This window comes from Pseudomonas sp. GW821-FHT10B02, from assembly GCF_059415665.1.
This window is the reverse complement of the sequence record NZ_JBWKNR010000020.1, coordinates 13,020-33,393: the sequence shown is the minus strand read 5'-3', so window position 1 is coordinate 33,393 and position 20,374 is coordinate 13,020. Positions and strand designations below refer to the sequence as shown.

Here is a 20,374-nt window from a genome sequence, read left to right as displayed (position 1 = left end):
GTCCTATCTAGTGCAGTCCCAAGGCTGAGCATCGCCTCGACCTCAATTTCCCTGAAAAGACCCCTGCAATGTCCCAAAAACCGAAAAAGTCCAAATCCAGACTGTGGTTCCTGGTCCATAGCTGGCTCGCCCTGCCGATCTGGTTCTTCGTCCTGATTGTCTGCGTCACCGGCACCCTGGCGGTGGTCAGCCAGGAAATCGTCTGGCTGGCGAACCCCGATGTGCGCGCCAGCAAGCCCGGCGATGACGCCGAACGCCTGAGTTTCCAGCAAGTGCTCGATGCCCTGCACAAGGCCGAACCGGACATGGCGGTGAACTCCATTAGCCAGCCGGACGGCTCGCACTTCGCCCTCACAGCGTCCGTCACCTACCCCGATGGCAGCGCCCCGACCCTGTACGTCAACCCTTACACCGGGGCAATCCAGGGCAAGAGCCCGGCGTTCAGCTTCGAGGCGTTTACCCGCGCCCTGCACGGCTGGTGGCTGGTGCCCTTCACCAACGGCTACAGCTGGGGCTGGTACCTGGTGTCGCTGCTCGGCCTGCCGATGCTGGCGTCGCTGGTCACAGGGCTAGTGGTCTATAAACGGTTCTGGAAGGGTTTCTTTAAACCGACCCTGCGCTTTAACCATGGCGCGCGGATCTTCTGGGGCGATTTCCATCGCCTGAGCGGGATCTGGTCGATCTGGTTCATTGCGGTGATCTCCATCACCGGCACCTGGTTCCTGATCCAGGCAATCCTGGCCGACAACCACGTGACTATTTCCACCGAGCCGATCGTGCCGGTGATTGCCCGCGAAGACGTGCCGCTCACCGCCGCCGGCGAGCCCGCGCCACGCATCAGCCTGGATGACGCCACGCGCATCGCCAAAGAACAGATTGCCGGCCTCGACGTGAGTTTCGTGTCGCTGCCCGGAAACGCCTACGCCCACGTCTACCTGGGTGGGCGCGGCTGGTATCCGTTGATGTTCCAGACCGTCAACGTCAACCCGTACAACAGCAAGATCGAAGCGCAATTTCTGGTCAGCGACCGCTCGGCCCTGGAGTTCGTCACCGAATCCATGCGCCCGCTGCACACCGGTGACTTCGGCGGCCTGACCATCAAACTGATCTGGGCCTTCTTCGGCCTGGTGCTGTCGATGATGGTCCTCAGCGGCCTGCTGATCTGGACCAAGCGCACCGCCCAGGCCACCGCTGCGGCACTCAAACGCAGCGAACGCGCACCGCGCAAAGCCAGCAACGCCGACGCCGACACCGCTACGGAGGCCAGCCTATGAGCAAGGCAGCAGTTGCGCCACAAAGCCCGCTGAGCCGCTTCTGGCACAAATGGCGCTTTCACCTGAACATTCTGTTGTTGCTGATTCCGCTGGGTTTCATGCCCAAGTACTTTGCCGACCAGGCGCTGTTCCGCGGCGAAAACGGACTCGGCGAACGGGAGCTGGGGGAGATCCCGGTCGGCCCCTGGAGCGTACAACTGGCCGAACTGCGCAACGAGGCGCCGGTGGCCGACGGCCCGGCCGGCTACTTCAAGGTGTTCAACGCCAGCATCTGCAAGACCTGCATTGACCAGGTCAAGGCGGTCTACCTGCGCATCGGCAAGCCGCGCAGCCTGCGCGCCGCCGGCACGATCTTCTTCGGCCCGCCGTACCGCATGGGCACCAGCCTGCCGATTCCGCTCAAGACCCGTCCGGACGCTGAAATCTGGATCACCCTCGAAGGCTGGGACGGCAGCATGCACCAGGCTTCCGTACCGCTGGCCAAGGCATCGCCGGCCACCGTCGCCTGGCTGACCAAACAAGGAGGCAAATGATGAAGTCCACCGTCCACAAGGTGCTCCTGCCCCTGCTGTTGCTCGGTGCCGCCAGCCCGGCGCTGGCCCATAACCCGATGTGCGAGTGCAAGCCGATCGACGGCGAGCAGATCGAGTGCACCGGCGGCTTTTCCGATGGCAGCGGCGCGCCGGGGGTGACCCTCGACGTGATCGGCTACAACGAGGAAATCCTCGTGCCCGGCAAGCTCGGGGAAAACTCCAAGCTGACCTTCAAGCGCCCTGCAGGCGAGTTCTATGTGCTGTTCGACGCCGGCCCCGGTCACGTGGTGGAAATCGACTACGCAGATATCGAGCAATGAGCCGGGTCCAGGTGGTGCGCCCAGCCGGTGCCGGACATGAAACCCTGTATGTGTTGCTGGTCAGCCTGCTGATCCTCGCCGTGGCTGCGGGCATCGTCGCCCTGCGCGGCGAGCGCCATGACGAAGTCAGCATCGAGGCCCATCAACTCGATGCCCGGCGCGACCTCAGCGCCGCCGAGCAAGGGGTGTACGCCGACCTGCGGGTGGCCTTCGAAGAAATCCAGCTGCGCCGCGAAGAAGACCCGCCCCTGGTCGAGGTTGCAGTGTTGGTCGAAGAAGGCTTCCCGCCGTTTGTTAAAGATGCCAGCAGCGCCAGCCGTGGCGAGCATCAATGGCAGTTGCTCGCTGACCAGGCCTACCTCGGCCTGAGCCAGTCACCTAGCGTGGCCGGCAGTTTCCTCATGCTGGTGCCAGCGCAGCACGACGGCGCCGCCGATGTCTGGCTGCAGCGCAAGGCTGATGCCCGTGCGCCTGCCGAGCTGACCCCCGCCGCTCTGATCGCCGCCGGCTGGCAGCAGATCGCCGCCCACTACGACGCTGGTGTCACCCGCCAGCATCGCCACTGACACAAGGACGCCCCATGCTTCGCTCCGCCCTCGCCCGTCGTCTGTTGACTGTGTTCATTGCTGTGGCTCTGCCCGGCCTGGCCCAGGCCGCCGTCGATGGCAAACCGCTGCGTATCGGCATCACCCTGCACCCGTACTACAGCTATGTGACCAACATCGTTGGCGACAAGGCCGAAGTGGTGCCGCTGATTCCGGCCGGTTTCAACCCTCACGCCTATGAGCCACGGGCCGAAGACATCAAGCGCATCGGCAGCCTCGATGTGGTGGTGCTCAACGGCATCGGCCACGATGACTTTGCCGACCGCATGATCGCCGCCAGCGAAAAGCCGCAGATCACCGTGATCGAATCCAACACCAACGTACCGCTGCTGGCCGCCACCGGTGTGGCGGCGCGCGGTGCCGGCAAGGTGGTCAACCCGCACACCTTCCTGTCGATCAGCGCCAGCATCGCCCAGGTCAACAACATCGCCCGCGAGCTGGGCAAGCTCGATCCGGACAACGCCAAGTACTACAGCCAGAACGCCCGCGCCTATGCCAAACGCCTGCGCAAACTGCGCGCCGACGCCCTGGCCCAGGTCACGCAAGCGCCGGGCGCGGAGTTCCGCGTTGCCACCATCCACGCCGCCTACGACTACCTGGTGCGTGAATTCGGCCTGGAAGTCACCGCCGTGGTGGAACCGGCTCACGGCATCGAGCCGAGCCCCAGCCAGCTGAAGAAAACCATCGATCAGCTCAAGGCCCTGGATGTGAAAGTGATCTTCTCGGAGATGGACTTCCCCTCGGCCTATGTCGAAACCATCCAGCGCGAGTCCGGGGTGAAGATCTACCCGCTGACGCACATCTCCTACGGCGACTACAGCAAGGAGAAGTACGAAGTGGAGATGAAGCGCAACCTCGACACCGTGGTCCGCGCGATCAAGGAGTCGCAGGCATGACCGTCGCCGAAACCGTCATCACCCAGCCATGCGGGCCGGACATCGAGTTCGCCGCCATCGACCTGACCCTGGGGCGCACGCGGATTCTCGACCAGGTCAGCTTCAAGGTCGCCGCCGGTAGCGTTCACGCCCTGGTCGGGCCCAACGGCGGCGGCAAGAGTTCGCTGATCAAGACCCTGCTCGGGCAGATGCCGCACCAGGGCCAGCTGACCCTGACCTGGCCGACGGATGCCCAGGTGATCGGCTATGTGCCGCAGGCGCTGGAGTTCGACCGTGGCCTGCCGATGACCGTCGACGATTTCATGGCTGCCATGTGCCAGCGCCGCCCGGCTTTTCTTGGTTTGTCGCGCAAGGTTGCCCCGGCCATCGACGCAGCGCTGCAGCGGGTCGGCATGCTCGACAAGCGCAAGCGCCGTATGGGCGCCCTCTCCGGTGGTGAACGTCAGCGCGTGCTGCTGGCTCAGGGCCTGATTCCGGCCCCGCAACTGCTGGTGCTGGATGAGCCGATGTCGGCGCTGGACGAAGCCGGCATCCAGGTGTTCGAACGCCTGCTGCTGGACTGGCGCGCCGCTGGCACCACGGTGCTGTGGATCGAACACGACCTGCAAGCGGTGGCGCGCCTGGCCGACAAGGTCACCGGGCTCAGCCGCCGGGTGCTGTTCGATGCCCCGCCGAAACAGGCCCTGACGCCGGATCGCCTGCTCAGCCTGTTCTCCATCCACCCGCGCAGCGAGAGCGTCGCCTGATGAACTACGAAGAATTTCGCCTGCTGATCCAGGGTTGGGCCAGTTCCGGTTATCTGCCTGAGGCCCTGGCCTATGGCTTTGTGGTCAACGCCCTGCTCGCCGGCCTGATGATCGGCCCGGTACTCGGCGGGCTTGGCACCCTGGTGGTGGTCAAACGCTTTGCCTTCTTCTCCGAAGCGGTCGGCCACGCAGCGCTGACCGGGGTGGCCATCGGCATCCTCCTCGGTGAACCCTACACCGGCCCGTATGGCAGTCTGTTCGGCTACTGCCTGCTGTTCGGCATCCTGCTGAACTTTTTGCGCAACCGCACCGGGTTGTCGCCAGACACTTTGATCGGCGTGTTCCTCTCGGTGTCCCTGGCCCTGGGTGCGAGCCTGCTGCTGATGCTGGCCGGCAAGATCAACGTGCACATCCTCGAAAACGTCCTGTTCGGCTCGGTGCTCACCGTCAGCGGCCAGGACCTGCTGGTGCTCGGCATCGTCGGTACGCTGGTGCTGGCGCTGGCCCTGCCGCTGTACAACCGCATCATGCTCGCCAGCTTCAACCCGCAGCTGGCGGCGGTGCGTGGTGTGGCGGTGAAGAGCCTGGACTACCTGTTCGTGGTGCTGGTGACGCTGGTCACGGTGGCGGCGGTGAAGGTCATCGGCGCGATCCTGGTGGGTGCTCTGCTGGTGATTCCGGCCGCTGCCGCACGCCTGATCAGCCAGTCGCTCAAGGGCTTCTTCTGGGCCTCGGTGCTGATCGCCACCCTGAGCACCCTGGTCGGCATCCTGCTGCCGATCGTCTTCGACCTGCCGGTGCCTTCGGGCGCGGCGATCATCCTCGTCGCCGGCTGCTGCTTCGCCCTCGCCGCCCTGGCCCGCGGCCTTGTCCCACGCCTGCAAGGAAATCCGGCATGACCTTCGATCTCAAGCACCTGTGCCTGGCGCTGGCCCTGGCCGGCCTGCCCACCTTGGGCCTGGCGCAGAACGCCCCGGCTGCGGCCCAGCAAGCGGCGGGCATCACCGTACTCGCCTCGCTGCCGGTCACCCACGCCCTGGCCAGCGCCCTGCTCGACGGCACCGCGGTCAAGCTGCAGCGCGCCGCGCCGGCGAACATTCCGGCGTCGCGCCAGCCGTCCTACTTCAGTGGCCGGGGTGGCGCGAGCCTGCAGAAAGCGGCGAGCCAGGCCGATGCGGTGATCGCCCTGCGTTCGATCTGGAGCGACGACCCGCTGTATCCGGTGGCGCGGCGCAGCAATATCCGCATCGTCGAAATCGACGCCGCCCGCCCGGTGGACGGCGCGCTGCCGGGGATCGCCGTGCAAGGCAGCAATGCCTTTGCCGCCTACCCGTGGCTCAACCCCAGCAACTTCGGGCGCATGGCCGATGTGCTGGCCAACGACCTGGGCCGCCTGAGCCCGGGCGAGCAGCCGAAGATCCAGGCCAACCTGGCCAGCCTCAAGCGTCAGTTGCTGGAACTCAGCGCAGGGAGCGAAGCGCGCCTGGCCGAGGCTGACAACCTTAGTGTGGTGAATCTTTCGGACCGTCTGGACTACCTGATCAGCGGGCTGAACCTGGACCTGATCGACCACCCGCGGGTGGCGGACGACCAGTGGGATGCGGCGGCACTCAAGCGCCTGGGTGATGAGCTCAAGGGGCAGGATGTGGCGCTGGTGCTGCATCACAAGCAGCCGAGCAAGGAAGTGGCGCAGGTGATTGCCGCTTCAGGTGCCAAGCTGCTGGTGGTGGATACTGATCCACAAGATACGCTGGTGGGGTTGAAGTCCAGTGTTGAGCAAATAGTGAATGCCTTGATCGCCGGCTGACCCGGCGGGAGCTGTGAACCCGGTGGGAGCGGGCTTGCCCCGCGATGCGATGTGACTGAAAAACTGCTATCGCGGGGCAAGCCCGCTCCCACCGCAAGCAAGCCCCCTGTTTCTGATTAAGCTCAGCGTTTCATGCACCGCTGATAGCGCTCATCCACGCGGTTGGCAAACCAGGCTGTGGTCAATTTGCGGGTGATCTTCGGGCTCTTCAGTTCAATCCCCGGCAACTGCGCCCGCGGCAACGGCTTACCGGATTTGCCTTCCGCCAGGGCATAGACCCCGCTATACAACCGGGTCTGTTCAAACGCCAGGCTGTCGCCCTTCTCCAGCTGATCGCGAATGCTCGGGTTACGCAAGCCAAGCTGCTCACCCAAACGCCGCGCAGCCTTCTCGGTGGTACCCGGCAGGATCGCCCCCGGCGCGATCAGGTCGCCATCCAGCGCCAGCTTCACTCCGCTGGCACGACTCAAGGCACTCTGGAACGCCGCATTGCGACTGGCATACCAACCGGCGTTGAAGTCGGCAAAACGGTACACCTGGCGCTCATAGTGGCTGGGGTAGCCAAGCAGGTGAGCGATGCCGAAATACATGCCGCCACGGCGGCTGAAGACTTCCTGGCGGATCGTCCCGGTATGGCTGTAAGGATAGTCGCGGGCATTGCGTTCGGCGAAGGCAATGCTGACCTGCATCGGCCCACCGGTACGCACCGGATTCAGGTCGCCCAACAATGTGCGGCCCAGGGGGACAGTGCCGATAAGGTCATCGAAAATCGCACTGAGCTGCTTTTCGCTGCGCACGGCGTCGAGCCGTTCGCTGTAGCTCTTGCCGTTGGGTGAGCGGGTCTGCAATGCAGCGTTGACCAGCATTTGCGGGATATGCAGGCTGGCCGCGCGGCGGTCGATTTCCTGGCGGGCGATACGGCCCAGGCCCGGCACCTGCGGGTCGGACTGGAAGGTCGACTCCTGCTCGGTCACCGCCAGCACCGCGCACAGGTTGGAGCGGCTGGGGCTGATCTTCTGCGTGGTGAAGGCGGTCTGGATGTCGCGCGCCCAGCCTTCACGGTCCTTGGTTGCGGCAGGCAGCAAGCGCACGATCTGCGCCCGCACCTTGGCCGGCTCCGCCTCAGGCTCTTCGCGCTGAGTAACGCAGCCCTGCACCGTCAACAACACGGCAACGGCCAGAACTAGACCTCGAACTTGCATGCAGCACCCTCGCCTCTTGCGGTAACACCAGCACAGTAGCGAGGGCCATGCCCGACTGCAATCAGGCTGCTGCTCAGCAACCTGGCTTGCTCAGCTGGGTACCGATGGTCACGGCAGTGATCGCCACCGGCTTGAAGCTCTGCAGCGCAATCGGATCGAAGCTGCGCTCGCAGTTGTACTTGTTGTCGATGACGAAATCCTCGCCCTTGTGTTTTTTCATCTCCGTGCTCCACTTGCCCGCGGCGTCGATGGCGGCGTCATCGGTGAGCATGGCCTCGACCAGAACCTGGGTAAAACCGATCGCCCGCGGACCTTCCCACAGTGCATACACCGAAGGGTCGTAGGCGTTGCCGCACATCTCCAGGCAATCGGCATAGAACTCCAGCGGGCCGCCAGTGGACTGGTGCAGCGCAGCGAAGGTCAGCGGCTGGTTGGCGGGCGGCGCGAAGTCGCCGATGAAAGAACTCAAGTCAGCCTTGCAGGCAGGCGACAGGGCGAGGCGCAGTTGATGGACAGTGCCACCTGTAGCGTCGGCGGTGATCTCGCAGCCTTGCACCTTGTAGGTATGCGTGTCACCAAAACTGGTACGGGCAACACCGGCAACCGACTCGAAGTACTTGAGGTTGGTACCGAGCATTTCGCCGTTGAACACCTGGGCCAGGCTGGCCTGGGCCTGGGCAACCACAGGCATGGCGGCAACCACCAGAGTGGAAACGAGGGGCAGCAAGGCACGGGCTTTCATGGGAACATCCTGTCGTTATGAATTTGCCGCGCACTCTAATGCACTTGCCGACCCCGAGCCACCTGCCCGTGCATGCTTCAGGGCTGTTCGCCAACCATGTAGGTCTTGCTGATGTGGCGGAACTGTTCATGGCCCGAGCTTTCCAGCAGTTCGAACAGCACCATCTCGCGGGTGACGATCTGCGCTCCGGCATCACGCATACGGGCAATGCCCGCCGCCTGGTTGTGGGCGCCACGGCAGTCACAGGCATCCTCGACCACGAACACCTGCTTGCCCAGCGCGCGCAGACCGAGCACGGTTTGCAGCACGCAGATATGGGTTTCCATGCCGCAGACAATCACCTGTTCACGGGCCAGCAAGGACGCCGGCAGGCATTGAGCGGCAACGCAGGAAAAGTGCAGTTTCTCCACCACTTGTGCCTCCGGCGACGCCTGCTTGAGGGCCGCGACGGTCGGCCCGAGGCCCTTGGGGTACTGCTCGGAAATCACCGTCGGCAGCCCCAGCTCGGCAGTGGCGGCCATCAGCCAGCGCGTGCGCGCCAGGGTACCGGCCGGGTCACTGACGGCACCAATGAGTTTTTCCTGCACGTCGATGACCAGCAAGCTGGCCTGATTCGGCTTGATCAACATTCCTTGCACCTGCGTCGTGGTTGAACCGCCAAGGCTCGCCCAGCGCTGGCCGCTGCGTCAATGCTTCAGTATCAGGCCGACAAGCGATGGGGCTCCAGCGCAGCGCCGAGCACACCCAGCACCCGGTCTTCATGCTCATGAATGAAGAAGTGGCCGCCGGGGAAGGTCTCCAGGGAAAAATCACCCAAGGTTTCGCGACGCCAGGCCAGCAGCTGTTCTTCAGTGGCGCGGTCATCTTCGCCACCCAGCACATGCAGCGGGCAATGCAGCGCCGGGCGCTGACGGTAGCTGTAACGGCCACACAGGAGAAAATCGGCGCGCAGCACCGGCAAGGTCAGGCTCATCAGCTCCTGATTGGCCAGTACCTCTTCCGGCGTGCCCTTGAGCTTGCGCAGCTCCTCGATCAACGCGGCATCGCTTTTCGGCTCGCGCCAGTTGCCGTCGTTGTAATCTTCGCGGCGGGTCGGCGCCGCCGTGCCGCAGGCAAACAGCGCCACCGGCGACGAACAGCCCAGGGCCTGCAGCTCGTGGGCCAGCTCGAAGGCCACCAGGGCCCCGAGGCTGTGGCCCAGCAAGGCATAGGGCTGACTGGCGGCCAGGCGCTGCTCACTGGCCAGCTGCCGTGCCAGGAACTGCATATCGGTTTGCAGCGGCTCGCCCATGCGCGCGCCGCGCCCGGGCAACTCCACCGGGCGCAGGTTCAGCCAGGCCGGCAACTTGCGCCGCCAGCGGCTGTAGACCATGGCGCTGGCCCCGGAATACGGCAGGCACAACAGGGTCAGTGACGACACAAGCCGGCCCTCAGTGCGACGCTGCGGTTTCGGCCATTTTCTGGCGCAGGCTCAGCGGGCGCATGTCGGTCCAGACTTCATCGATGTAGGCCAGGCATTCCTTTTTCAGGCCGCTCTTGCCAACGGTACGCCAACCGGCGGGCACAGCCTTGTAGTCGGGCCAGATGGAATACTGCTCTTCGTGGTTGACCACTACCTGGAACACGATGTCGTCGCGGTCGAATACGGATGTCATTGCCTGTCTCCTGGATTGAATGGGCCCGCCGCACAGCTGGCGTACGGTGGCTACCAAGAGAACGAAATGCCTGCGCTGGAATTTAGTGTGGTGAGCGGACTCAACCAAGCCGCGCCCGGGCGATGGCGGCCTGAATCGCCGCACGCGCCTGCGGGCTGTTTTTCCAGCAACTGGAGCCCACCAGGGATGCGGCTTGGGTGACGATCTCCAGGGCATCGGCCTGGCTCAGCTGGGCCAGGGAGTGATAGCCCAGTTGTTCGAGGCGCTCGACCACGGTGGGGCCAACGCCCTTGAGCGCCAGCAGGGCTGCGCGCTCGTTCGCAGGGAATGACATGATGACGTCCTTGTTCTGTCAAAAGAGCGCCCAGCAGGCCACAGTTACCGGGCAAAGACCAGTGTCGGAGGGCTTGGGCACGGCTTATAGTGTTGTCCAGACTGGAAAAATTCGTCGCGAAGGTCCATCCTCCCCGCTTTTTTTCACGCTCACCTCGCCAAGGATCCTTTTTATGCAAGCCCAACCTCTCAGCCCCAGCGAGTTCGAGTTCATCGAAGACATCCTGCTCAAGTACGGCGACGACCATTCGGTGCTCAACCCGTCCGAGCTGGACGGCTACTTCACTGCGCTGGTGTCGAGCCCGGTGCAGGTGGACATTGCCGAGTGGTTCCCGGCGATCTGGGGCGGGCAGACGCCGGAATGGCAAAAGCCTGAAGAGTGCCGGCGTTTTATCGACCTCTGTGTGCGTCATCTCAATACGCTGGCGGTCCAGCTGGCGAGCGAGCCACAGGCGTTCAAGGCGCGCTTCGAACAGACCGAGCATCGCGGTCAGCCGCTGACGCTGGCGGAGGAATGGTGCTTTGGCTATGTGCGTGGGGTTGCTGTCGGCAACTGGCCGGAGCTGCCCGAGGGGCTGGCGGGTCGGTTGCAGGTGATCACTGATTGCGCCGAGCAGGATAACTATGAGTTGCCGGTGGATCTGGATGTGGTGCTGCATCGTCAGCGGGTGGCGGCGATTGAGCCGGCTGCGCGGGCTTTGCATGATTATTGGGTAGGTCAGCGCTGATATACCCACCCCGGTGGGAGCGGGGTTGCCCCGCGATGCGGCCCTCTGATTTGTGGGCATATCCATTGGCGAAGGTGGCGCTCAGTCACCTTTCCGCCCTTACGGCGGGTCCCTTTGGCAAACGCCGGTGTGCCGGCCCAGCCCGAAGGAACACAAAGGGCTCGCCCCACCAGGGGCCCTACGCTACGCTTCGGGTCCCTTCGCTCCGGTGCCGCTACGGGGCATTGCGAGCTACGAGTTGCAAGCAACTCTACGCTTCGCAACTTCGGCTACGCCGAAGGCGCTGCGCGCTAGCCCCTCCACGACACCTCCTCTCAGCCCTACTGGTTAACGGGGCCGGTGGATCAAAGTCAAAAGCAGATCAAGATCAAAAGCACAATTCGCTTCGCTCTTGCTTTATGCGTTGCCCCTCTTCATTCGTAATTCCTGGCACAAACTTCGTCGGCTTAGGTGTGGATTGCACCTAGGTAGCTATATTCATTGGCTGACCCTTATGGCCAGCCTGAGCGCCACAAAGACTTGGTGCCCCCACAAACACCACAGTACCTGTAGGAGCTGGCGAAGCCGGCGATCGACCGCAAAGCGGTCGCAACCCGGCCCCCCAAATAAACAGCCCGCACTACCGCTCAACATCTTCATTTTTCAACGCTGGACACCAATAATGGCCAATTAGTAGCATCGCACTCTCGAAACCGCCTTACCCCAACAAAAACAACCAGCCAGGGAGGCTGAATGAGCAGCATTGTCCACCGCCCGATCCACCTCGCACTGCGCCCTGCCCTCACCTGGATCGACACCTGGCAAGGCCCGGACAACGGCCTGATCCGCTGCTGGGAAATCGGCCGCGAACGCGCCGTCAAGCACCCCGACATCGCCCGACGCTGCCTCGCCGGAGAACTGCCGGTACTGGGCTGGAAAGGCGGCGTGGAACGCACCCTGAAAAAACGCGAAAAGTACGGCTCGCTCAAATACCTCGCCCAATGGCAAGGCCTGCGCGGCGAAGACCTGCAGATCGACACCAACGCGGAACTGACCCTCAGTTGCAGCCGCACCGGCATGGTGGTGACCTTTACCCCGGATCAGAGCAAGTACTACAACCCGCAGGTTGAAATCGAAGATTGAGGAGCGTTGCGTCATGGTCGATTTGCATGAGGAATTCCAGAACAGCCGTTTCTATCATCAGGCCCGGATCGACCGGCGTTCTGCCGATGCGTTGCTCGGCATCGCTGCAGGTATGACGGCAGATAGCAGCATCAATCAGCAGGAAGCCGAGTTCCTCAAAAGCTGGATTGAACAGCACCTGGCCCACCTCGATGATCCGGTCATCAACCTGCTCTACCGACGCCTGGCCGACATGCTCAGCGACGGGGTTCTGGATGCCGACGAGTCGACGGAACTACTGGATGTACTCCAACAGTTCACTGGCGTCCCCAACAGCAGCGTCAGGCCCTTTGCTGCGCCAACCACCCTGCCTCTGAACAATCCCGCCCCCGTATTGGATTGGTCGGAACGGGTATATCTGTTTACCGGGGCCATGGCCTTTGGACCACGCAAAGAGTGCGAAGCGCTGGTGCTTGAGCGAGGTGGATTGATTGGCGGTTCAGTGAGCAAGAAGGTGCACTATCTGGTGGTGGGTAGTGTCGGCAATGAGCAGTGGTTGCACAGTAGTTATGGGACGAAGATCAAGAAGGCGGTGGAAATCAGGGAGGCTGGTGGGGGGATTGCAATTGTTAGTGAGGAGCACTGGCAGAGGGCGGTGTTTGGATGAGGTAGAGTGCCAGCCCCACTCACGGGACTAACACGAGCCCAAGTGGTCACATATACGCGGAAACGCTCGCCCAAGAGGTATGATTGCCTCCTTGCCGATAAGGAGATCGTCATGTCACCCAACAAGGCCTGCCCCGTCATCCTCCGCCGTTCGCCTGACCCTTGCATTCTATTGTTCCAGCATCCACTGGCTGGAGTGCAACTGGTCAAAGGCACCATCGAGACTGGTGAATCACCTGCCCAGGCCGCGCTTCGCGAATTGAAAGAGGAATCCGGGATCGACTCGGCCACGGTTGTCAGCGATTTGGGCTGCTGGGATGCCGGGCATCTGGATCAGATATGGTCGTTTCAACTGTGTGAGCCGCAAGTAGTGTTGCCAGATCAATGGGCTCACAACACGCTAGACGACCACGGCCACACTTTCAGGTTTTTCTGGGCTCCACTTGATGACTTGCCATTTGCCCTTTGTCATCCGGTCTTTTGCCGGGCATTGGTGCACCTGACTGACACGTTGGTGGAGCCCCAAAGCAGCCGCCCGCAGATCCCCGGGCCGTTCATGCTCACCCCTGATCCATAACCTCGGCCACCCCCCGATCCTCCCCCAGAAACCCGCCACTCTGGTGGTGCCACAGTTGCGCATAAATGCCGTTCTTTGCGAGCAACTCGGTGTGGGTACCCTGCTCGATGATGCGTCCTTCATCCATGACAATAAGCCGATCCATGGCCGCAATCGTGGACAGCCGATGGGCGATGGCGATCACGGTTTTGCCTTCCATCATTTCATCGAGGCTTTCCTGAATGGCCACTTCGACTTCGGAGTCCAGCGCGCTGGTAGCCTCGTCAAGCAGCAGGATCGGGGCGTTCTTGAGCATCACTCGGGCAATCGCGACGCGCTGGCGCTGGCCGCCCGAAAGCTTGATGCCGCGCTCGCCCACCAGGGTGTCGTAACCGGTATGGCCTTGCCGGTCGCTCAGTTGGCTGATGAATTCATCGGCCTGGGCACTGGCTGCGGCGCTACGGACTTGTGCGTCGCTCGCATCGGGTCGGCCGTAGGCGATGTTGTCACGAATGGAACGGTGCAACAGTGACGTATCCTGGGTGACCATGCCGATGGCGCTGCGCAGGCTGTCTTGCGTCACCTGTGCAATGTCTTGTCCGTCAATGCGAATCTGTCCGCTGTCGACGTCATAGAAGCGCAGCAGCAAGTTGATGAGCGTGGATTTGCCTGCGCCGGAGCGGCCTACCAGGCCGATTTTTTCACCCGGGCGAATGTGCAGGCTCAGGCCATCGAGCACCTGGCGCTCGCCACTGTAGTTGAAGCTGACATTGTCGAAGGTTACTGCCCCGCCGGTGGTCACCAGCGCACCCGCATCCGGCGCATCCTTCACCTTGGGGCCGCGGGTAAGGGTTGCCATGCCATCCTGTACGGTGCCGATGCTCTCGAACAGCGACGTCATCTGCCACATGATCCAGTGCGACATGCCATTGATCCGCAACGCCATGGCAGTGATTGCCGCCACGGCACCGGCGCCGACTTCACCCTGGTGCCAAAGCCACAGAGCATAGCCACCGGCCGCCATGATCAACGCCACCACCAATGCCTGGTTGACGATCTCGAACTGGCTGACCAGGCGCATCTGGCGAAAGCCGGTTTGCTTGAAGTCCTCCATCGCGGCACGTGCGAAGTGCGCTTCACGATTGGAGTGGGAGAACAGCTTTACTGTGGTGATGTTGGTGTAGGCATCAGAGATACGTCCGGTCATCATCGACCGCGCATTGGCCTGTTCCTGCCCGACCTTCCCCAGACGCGGCACGAAGTACAGCATGGCCAGGCCGAACAACACCACCCAGGCAACGAAAGGCAGCATCAGTTTCAGCGCGAAACCGCCTGCCAGGGCGATGATCGCAATGAAATACACCCCAATCCCGGGGGCGATCTCAATCAGGGTGAACAGCAGGTCGCGCACGGCCAACGCAGTCTGCATGACCTTGGTGGTGACCCGGCCGGAAAACTCATCGGAAAAGAACGACAGGCTTTGGCGCAGCATCAAACGGTGGAAGTCCCAACGCAGTCGCAATGGCAGGTTGATCGCCAATATCTGGTGCTGCACCATGGTGCGCAAGGCTACCAGCCCGATGCTACACACCATGACGATCCCCATGCCCCACAACACCCGGCTTTCCTGCGCCGCCGCCTCACCCCCTGCCTGCCAGGTGGCGAGCAGATCCACGACCTGACCGAGGAAAGAAAACAGCCAGGCTTCGTAGATCGACACGCTGGCACTGAGCAGCGCAAACGCAAGAATATAGCCGCGGGCGCCGCGTGTGCAGGCCCACAGGAACCGAGCCAGACCCTCGGGTGGTGGCGGTACCTCGTCAGGAGGAAAGGGGTCGAGCTTCCGCTCAAATGCACCAAGCATGGTGGTCTCCAAAACGATCAAATTCAGCAGATTCTGCCATCGAACTGTTGCTTTGAGGGATTTGCGAAGTTGAGGTATGGCGCTGTTAACTGCAGGCTCTGAGTGTTGGGTTGCCGGATGCGGGGCTCTCATACCTTGCCAGAGACACGATTGGCAGGGCTAAAAAGGGCCGTTGTCGGGAAGGGTTATGGCCGATTGCTGCCTGTCGCGAAGGGCGGAAACGACCAGAAGCAACCGCGCGGGCACGCTTTGAGCCAACAGCTATCCCGCTCACCGATATCCAAATCTAGCGGTTCGGAATTCTGTTCCGAGGGAAGAAATGTTGGCCACGAAAGTCATCCTTTCTTCCCAGGGCGCACTCGGTTCTGCTGAAAAGCCTCACCCACCGAAAAATCACCGCAGATTAAAAATCAATTTGCCTGCCACCGATTTGAGTTTCCGTATCATTCTGACCGGCAACCATAGCCGATGCGCTAATTGCATTTTGATTCGCCCAATCACGTAGTTTTATAAACTCGTCTCTACGCATTTTGCTCATTGGTACTAAACGCGAAATGGTAGTTTCAAAATCAGCCATATTCAGGTCGCTTACCTCACCAGAGCCATTCATCCGCCGTGAGAACGCTTCAATCAGCGAGTCGCCAACCCACGCTTCGATTTCGGCACCAGAGAGCACAATATCTTTACCAAAATTCGGCTCACCTCCTAGAGCAGCCAATCGATCCAAATCAAATTTTTCTGGGTCACGCTTCAACTTCTTGAGATGTATTTCAAGAATCTTCTTTCTTTCTAATGTCGACGGGAAGTCAACGAAAAATATTTCGTCGAATCGCCCCTTTCTTAACAACTCCGGAGGTAAGCTGTTGATGTTGTTTGCGGTAGCAAACACAAAAACAGGCGCCGTTTTTTCCTGCATCCAAGTCAACAATGTGCCGAATACGCGTGAGGCCGTGCCACCATCAGATGCGCCTCCGGAAGAGCCGGAAAGTCCTTTTTCAATTTCATCGATCCATAGGATGCAGGGCGAAATAGCTTCGGCCGTACGTAGTGCGGAACGAATATTGGATTCTGAAGAGCCAACCACCCCTTGGAAAATTTTTCCCATGTCCAAACGCAATAATGGCATGTTCCATGACGACGATACACATTTCGCCGTTAGAGACTTACCGCAACCAGGAACGCCAGTTAAGAGCAAACCCTTCGGGGTTCCGACACCGAACTCCTGAGCCATCTGCCCAAAACACTGGCTACGCAAATTAAGCCACTTCTTAAGCGTTGCCAGCCCACCAACATCCTCAAGATTTAACGTTGAGTCGATGTATTCCAAAATACCTGTTTTCCGTATGATTTGTCTTTTTTCGGAAAGAAGGTCTTTTACGGTATTTTCATTTACACTCAGGCTGGATACCAATGAACGAGACAAGCTATTATCAATCTCTAACCCCGTGAGACCCAAAGCGGCATCAATGAGTTTATCTTTGGTTTCGCTGGAAAGATCAATATTGACGCTACTGTTGCCTTGCCATGAATTAACAAAATTATTTATCTGACATTTAACTTCATCTCTTGATGGCAAAGGAAAATCAATCAACGTGATTTCCTTTTGAAGATCATTGGCAATTTCAAAGCTGGGCGCCACGATAATGCAATTGCTTCGATAGCCTCGTGAGCGGATATTTATGGCTAAATCTCGAAGTCGACGACGATAGACGGGATTTGATCTTGTGGTAAGGTAGTTATGAGCATCACAAAAAACAAATATATTTTTGCTGCCTTCATCCTTCGCCTTTTCTTCGCAAAAGTCCAAGGCCACTTTCAAATCAAAGGTTTTATCCCCGGCCACGACGCCATTTATCTGGACGCCTAGCGTCGAGTTCCAAACAAACAAACGATGGCTAAGTGCCTTGGCGATTTCAGAAATTTCATTGAGCGCACGCTCTTCCTCGAACGTTTCAATGACCAAAATAGCATAGCGCGCTTTGAGGTAATCTGTTATCTGCTTGGTACGGTTCATGCTTGTTATCCCTGCGCTTGAACTGAGTTATACACTCATCGGAAGACCGGTTTTAGTAACGCCAGAATTTGAAACTACAAACTCGACAACTCTTCTAGTGCGAAAAAAGTCAATGTCGACTCTGTCGCTGGTTTTGATAATCTGTTTGTGCTGATAGGGATGGCTCGCGTTATGCCGATACCGCCCAGCCAGCGTCAAGTCTACGGCTTTAACAACACGAATCATGGCTTCGTTCTGGAATATCTCTTTTGGCGTATAGCCTGTGTAAAGTATCCAGTTTTTCTCGCCATTGACTGCATTTATTAATTGCTCCAAGGCTGACGCCTGGTCGAGAGGCTCCCCTCCAGAGAGGGTAACGCCAGCGATGTCCAGTGCATTTATCTTTTGTGCCAATTCATCAATAGACATCAGCGTACTCGCTTCGCGAGCGTGGGTGCTCTGATTGAAGCACCCCTTACAATTCAGCGCACAACCCTGCACCCATAATGTCAAGCGCAACCCGGGGCCGTTAACGCTGCTCAACTCCATATGGTGTACATTGATGTCCATTTAGAAGTTCGCACTGAGAACTTGAAGGGTTTGCTCTTCATGGACTACGGTATATTCCGGCTTCCATTCAGTCACAAGTTCCGCAGTAGGGCTAGAAAGTAGAGACTCAAGCTCTTCAGTAAGCTTTGTGCAAATGTTGCCTTTCACGCCATGCACTTCCTCCGTAATTTCATCGCCCGTAAAGGTGACATGAATGCCGTATTCGTAGTTAGGTCCGAATTCAATCTCAAACCCTTGTGAAGTTTCTTTGACTCTTGCGGGAACACCTGTTGCGTCTATGCGCTTAATAGTTTCATCGATGGCGACACTGACGTACGCCCTCTGAAAGCTTAAAGCCAAATCAGCCATTATTGCTTCATCGCCGGCCGAAATAGTTTCTCGTTCGATGAGGAGCTTGTAGGAGCCCTCCTCAACCTGGCAAACAAATAGATTGAATTTATCAGGCGTTTGGCCACAAACAGCTCTAAATTGCTGCTTGCCCATATAGCCTATTTTGCTCAACACCTTTTTACTGAAGTCGCTGGCAAATATGGAAACCAGACCCGTCGTTGGGCTAAGGTCCAATTTACTGAAGGCTTTGGCAATGGCTTCTTCATTAACATAAGAAAATTCAAACTTTGTACAATGAGACACTGTTAAAGCTCCAGCTTGCGACCGGGAACAACTTCTTCTGCGTCGTGGATAGCATTTAATACGCCAGGGTCAACCTCAATGTTGCGCACAGGCGCCATGGATGCAGGCGCAACGTTTTTCGAACTCTCGGCTGGAGTTCCAGAGTTGACAACTACCCGACGTCTTTGGGTTGTCTGTGATGCACCACTACCACTCAGGAGACTTGCATCAATCGTTTCCAACAACATTCTTATTACCAGGATGGGACTTGACGTGAGCTTTTCATAAAGTCCAATTCGCAACAACACATCGGCCCCATCATTGAACTGCAATTTAACGAAGTAATTTTGATTTTCATCGCCAATGATACCAATGTGCGAGATCTGATTCAGATCCCGTGACAGTTTCCTCCAAAGATGCCCATCAAACGACGCTACAATTAATTTGGTCGCTGATGCGGCAAAAGCGTTGCTACCAACATCAACTTCATCAGCATCAAAATTCTGGTAGCTAACCTGAATTTTCTCCCCTACAGGAAATCCCAGCTCGGTTGCCAAATATTCATTTGTCGAATAATCGATATCGGCGTGAAATTTTAAGCTTTTTGATAGTACATAAAGGCCAAAGATGCCTGCCACCCCATAGCCTATTGCGCTTAGTGCGTTTTTCGGTGCAAAAGCCACAAAAACTGCGGAAATAAAAACAATGATTCCGTAACCGTAATTAATGGCCGTCTGCGAACTGAGTTTTTTATTTCTATAGCCCTGAAATGTTTTGCCGGGAATATATTTTTTTGAAGGTGCAAAGAGCAGGGTGCACGCACCAAAAAAAACCACACAGAAAAGCCCCATTGCAGCCTGGCGATTTTGCCCATTTTGCAACCCTTCAAGAAACATCCACGCGCCACCAACGATGAAAACAGGTACGAATGCCAGTACTACAAGTGCCGTTACCTTACCTTTGGTGGCCATTGCCATTTTCCACATCGGGATAGTCTTTATCATTCACAAACCTTCTAGAGTTGGTGCAGAAGCGCGTAGTGAGGGGATGGCTGTAGAACTACTCATGGGTCTATGCTACATGACGATTTTTGGTTTATCACGCGCCAAGGTTCGTCTGCAGTAGCCAGGCAGAAAAGTCCCAGGCGGTGAAAAAACGCGGACACATTCTTGAGGGCTGCGTTGCTATGTAAACTCTGTCAGCGTTGGTTGATCACCAGAGCAAAAAATTGCGTAGAAACGCGATTTTCCGGGATCAAGAACACGCCAAGTGTGGCGTAGATGCCAACGATCATCATCGGGTACACGCTACTCTCCCCGGTCGCTGCCAATTCAGCGATCGGGTGTGCAAGCCCGACAGATATGGAGCAAAGTGTCCCGTCCTGAACGACTCGGTTCAGCGTATTGGCGCTCAAGCGAACCACAGACTGGGTAAGCTCCAGCTTCCCACCCATAGCCCGCCATAGGCTTTCCTGAAGGTTTCCAACACGCCAGCTAACGTGCCGGCATTGAGTAAAACACTCGAGTTGATGCGCTTTATCCGGGCGTCCGCCACGAGAAAATTGACCCGCTTCGATTTCAAAATTTCTTCAGCCACTACAGCGTTTCAATGACTTGAGTATCAGTCCAAATATCAAGGCGCCGAGCCTACTGTTGCGCGGTCCAGACCGCCAGCTCATAGCCATCCGGGTCAATGAAATGAAACCTGCGCCCTCCGGGAAACGCAAAGGTGTCGCGACTGATCACTGCGCCCAGGCCTTCAAGACGCTGCTGCACTGCCTCAAGATCATCCGCATACAGGATGATCAATGGCCCACCCGGCCGAACGGCCTCGCCTGTGGTGAAACCTCCGTTAAGCCGGCCATCACTGAACTCGGTATAACTCGGGCCGTAATCGACGAATGCCCAGCCGAACGCAGCGCCATAGAAGGCTTTGCTGCGAGCGATGTCGCTGACGTTGAACTCAATGTTGTCGATCTGACGATCATTCCCTCGAACACTCATGCCTGGCTCCTTGCTGATTGGTGTTTGACTGCCATGTGTTCATACCCCATGGCTGGCGGTGACTACAACCCGCAGAGTGAAATCGACGAATAACCAGGCAAGCAGTGACAGCACCCTGATTTCAATCACCGGCATTTCCGACATCTTCAGACTTCGTTAAGGATTGCC

General features: G+C 58.9%; 26 protein-coding genes. 12 read left to right on the top strand and 14 right to left on the bottom strand.

Annotation, left to right across the window (positions count from 1 at the left end; genetic code table 11):
* Positions 1-68 precede the first annotated feature (68 nt).
* Genes AC07OF_RS24450 through AC07OF_RS24415 form a run of 8 tightly spaced genes read left to right on the top strand, consistent with a single transcriptional unit; the run spans position 69 to position 6,181 of the window.
* Complete coding sequence (locus AC07OF_RS24450; RefSeq protein WP_157191968.1) at positions 69-1,274, top strand: PepSY-associated TM helix domain-containing protein; 1,206 nt, start codon at positions 69-71, stop codon at positions 1,272-1,274.
* On the top strand, positions 1,271-1,807 hold the full coding sequence (locus tag AC07OF_RS24445; RefSeq protein WP_157191967.1) for a PA2404 family protein: 537 nt from the start codon (positions 1,271-1,273) through the stop codon (positions 1,805-1,807). Before AC07OF_RS24450 ends, AC07OF_RS24445 begins: the two co-directional genes overlap by 4 nt.
* Complete coding sequence (locus AC07OF_RS24440; RefSeq protein ID WP_495073593.1) at positions 1,807-2,127, top strand: hypothetical protein; 321 nt, start codon at positions 1,807-1,809, stop codon at positions 2,125-2,127. The genes AC07OF_RS24445 and AC07OF_RS24440 overlap by 1 nt, the downstream gene beginning before the upstream one ends.
* Complete coding sequence (locus AC07OF_RS24435) at positions 2,124-2,693, top strand: DUF6162 family protein (protein WP_495073592.1); 570 nt, start codon at positions 2,124-2,126, stop codon at positions 2,691-2,693. The genes AC07OF_RS24440 and AC07OF_RS24435 overlap by 4 nt, the downstream gene beginning before the upstream one ends.
* A gap of 14 nt (positions 2,694-2,707) precedes the next feature.
* Positions 2,708-3,628, top strand: a complete 921-nt coding sequence (locus tag AC07OF_RS24430; RefSeq protein WP_157191965.1) for a metal ABC transporter substrate-binding protein — start codon at positions 2,708-2,710, stop codon at positions 3,626-3,628.
* On the top strand, positions 3,625-4,374 hold the full coding sequence (locus AC07OF_RS24425; RefSeq protein WP_495073591.1) for a metal ABC transporter ATP-binding protein: 750 nt from the start codon (positions 3,625-3,627) through the stop codon (positions 4,372-4,374). The genes AC07OF_RS24430 and AC07OF_RS24425 overlap by 4 nt, the downstream gene beginning before the upstream one ends.
* Positions 4,374-5,273 (top strand): metal ABC transporter permease, encoded by a 900-nt coding sequence (locus tag AC07OF_RS24420; RefSeq protein ID WP_191833815.1) that lies wholly within the window; start codon positions 4,374-4,376, stop codon positions 5,271-5,273. Before AC07OF_RS24425 ends, AC07OF_RS24420 begins: the two co-directional genes overlap by 1 nt.
* Positions 5,270-6,181 carry a metal ABC transporter substrate-binding protein gene (locus tag AC07OF_RS24415; RefSeq protein WP_495073590.1) on the top strand — a complete coding sequence of 304 codons (912 nt, stop codon included), beginning with the start codon at positions 5,270-5,272 and terminating at the stop codon, positions 6,179-6,181. Before AC07OF_RS24420 ends, AC07OF_RS24415 begins: the two co-directional genes overlap by 4 nt.
* Positions 6,182-6,303: 122 nt before the next feature.
* Here the strand turns inward: AC07OF_RS24415 and AC07OF_RS24410 are convergent, their stop codons facing one another.
* From AC07OF_RS24410 to AC07OF_RS24385, 6 genes are all read right to left on the bottom strand, one after another.
* Complete coding sequence (locus AC07OF_RS24410; RefSeq protein ID WP_157191961.1) at positions 6,304-7,383, bottom strand: DUF1615 domain-containing protein; 1,080 nt, start codon at positions 7,381-7,383, stop codon at positions 6,304-6,306.
* Positions 7,384-7,456: 73 nt separating this feature from the next.
* Positions 7,457-8,125 (bottom strand): hypothetical protein, encoded by a 669-nt coding sequence (locus tag AC07OF_RS24405; protein WP_191833812.1) that lies wholly within the window; start codon positions 8,123-8,125, stop codon positions 7,457-7,459.
* 77 nt (positions 8,126-8,202) lie between these two features.
* A complete protein-coding gene (locus AC07OF_RS24400) occupies positions 8,203-8,754 on the bottom strand; it encodes a hydrolase (RefSeq protein WP_038609392.1) in 552 nt (183 codons plus the stop codon).
* Between the two features lie 71 nt (positions 8,755-8,825).
* Positions 8,826-9,545 carry a thioesterase II family protein gene (locus AC07OF_RS24395; RefSeq protein ID WP_157191958.1) on the bottom strand — a complete coding sequence of 240 codons (720 nt, stop codon included), beginning with the start codon at positions 9,543-9,545 and terminating at the stop codon, positions 8,826-8,828.
* 10 nt (positions 9,546-9,555) lie between these two features.
* Positions 9,556-9,780 carry an MbtH family protein gene (locus AC07OF_RS24390; protein WP_038609386.1) on the bottom strand — a complete coding sequence of 75 codons (225 nt, stop codon included), beginning with the start codon at positions 9,778-9,780 and terminating at the stop codon, positions 9,556-9,558.
* 100 nt (positions 9,781-9,880) lie between these two features.
* On the bottom strand, positions 9,881-10,114 hold the full coding sequence (locus AC07OF_RS24385) for a helix-hairpin-helix domain-containing protein (RefSeq protein WP_157191957.1): 234 nt from the start codon (positions 10,112-10,114) through the stop codon (positions 9,881-9,883).
* Between the two features lie 172 nt (positions 10,115-10,286).
* Here AC07OF_RS24385 and AC07OF_RS24380 point away from each other — a divergent pair, with 172 nt between their 5' ends.
* From AC07OF_RS24380 to AC07OF_RS24365, 4 genes are all read left to right on the top strand, one after another.
* Positions 10,287-10,841: a UPF0149 family protein gene (locus tag AC07OF_RS24380; RefSeq protein ID WP_495073589.1), complete on the top strand. Its 555-nt coding sequence runs from the start codon at positions 10,287-10,289 to the stop codon at positions 10,839-10,841.
* 732 nt (positions 10,842-11,573) lie between these two features.
* Entirely contained in the window at positions 11,574-11,963 is a 390-nt protein-coding gene (locus AC07OF_RS24375) for a hypothetical protein (RefSeq protein WP_495073588.1), read from the top strand.
* Between the two features lie 13 nt (positions 11,964-11,976).
* The gene (locus tag AC07OF_RS24370) at positions 11,977-12,609 is read left to right on the top strand and encodes a BRCT domain-containing protein (RefSeq protein WP_495073587.1); all 633 of its coding nucleotides are present in this window, start codon (positions 11,977-11,979) and stop codon (positions 12,607-12,609) included.
* Positions 12,610-12,720: 111 nt separating this feature from the next.
* Positions 12,721-13,185 (top strand): NUDIX hydrolase, encoded by a 465-nt coding sequence (locus tag AC07OF_RS24365; protein ID WP_495073586.1) that lies wholly within the window; start codon positions 12,721-12,723, stop codon positions 13,183-13,185.
* Here the strand turns inward: AC07OF_RS24365 and AC07OF_RS24360 are convergent.
* The 8 genes from AC07OF_RS24360 to AC07OF_RS24325 all read right to left on the bottom strand — a co-directional run bounded on the left by AC07OF_RS24360 (position 13,169) and on the right by AC07OF_RS24325 (position 20,206).
* Positions 13,169-15,028 (bottom strand): ABC transporter ATP-binding protein, encoded by a 1,860-nt coding sequence (locus AC07OF_RS24360; RefSeq protein ID WP_157191952.1) that lies wholly within the window; start codon positions 15,026-15,028, stop codon positions 13,169-13,171. The two genes, AC07OF_RS24365 and AC07OF_RS24360, sit on opposite strands and share 17 nt — an antisense overlap.
* A 403-nt stretch (positions 15,029-15,431) precedes the next feature.
* Positions 15,432-17,042 carry an AAA family ATPase gene (locus AC07OF_RS24355; protein ID WP_495073585.1) on the bottom strand — a complete coding sequence of 537 codons (1,611 nt, stop codon included), beginning with the start codon at positions 17,040-17,042 and terminating at the stop codon, positions 15,432-15,434.
* A gap of 27 nt (positions 17,043-17,069) precedes the next feature.
* Positions 17,070-17,570, bottom strand: coding sequence for a 4Fe-4S single cluster domain-containing protein (locus AC07OF_RS24350; RefSeq protein WP_232478259.1), 501 nt, complete (start codon positions 17,568-17,570; stop codon positions 17,070-17,072).
* A gap of 21 nt (positions 17,571-17,591) precedes the next feature.
* On the bottom strand, positions 17,592-18,224 hold the full coding sequence (locus tag AC07OF_RS24345) for a DUF2997 domain-containing protein (protein ID WP_495073584.1): 633 nt from the start codon (positions 18,222-18,224) through the stop codon (positions 17,592-17,594).
* 2 nt (positions 18,225-18,226) lie between these two features.
* On the bottom strand, positions 18,227-19,207 hold the full coding sequence (locus AC07OF_RS24340) for a hypothetical protein (RefSeq protein WP_495073583.1): 981 nt from the start codon (positions 19,205-19,207) through the stop codon (positions 18,227-18,229).
* Between the two features lie 194 nt (positions 19,208-19,401).
* Positions 19,402-19,617: a DUF6632 domain-containing protein gene (locus tag AC07OF_RS24335; RefSeq protein ID WP_476445548.1), complete on the bottom strand. Its 216-nt coding sequence runs from the start codon at positions 19,615-19,617 to the stop codon at positions 19,402-19,404.
* Positions 19,614-19,799 carry a hypothetical protein gene (locus AC07OF_RS24330; protein ID WP_157191947.1) on the bottom strand — a complete coding sequence of 62 codons (186 nt, stop codon included), beginning with the start codon at positions 19,797-19,799 and terminating at the stop codon, positions 19,614-19,616. The genes AC07OF_RS24335 and AC07OF_RS24330 overlap by 4 nt, the downstream gene beginning before the upstream one ends.
* Positions 19,800-19,849: 50 nt before the next feature.
* Entirely contained in the window at positions 19,850-20,206 is a 357-nt protein-coding gene (locus tag AC07OF_RS24325) for a VOC family protein (protein WP_495073582.1), read from the bottom strand.
* Positions 20,207-20,374: the final 168 nt, after the last annotated feature.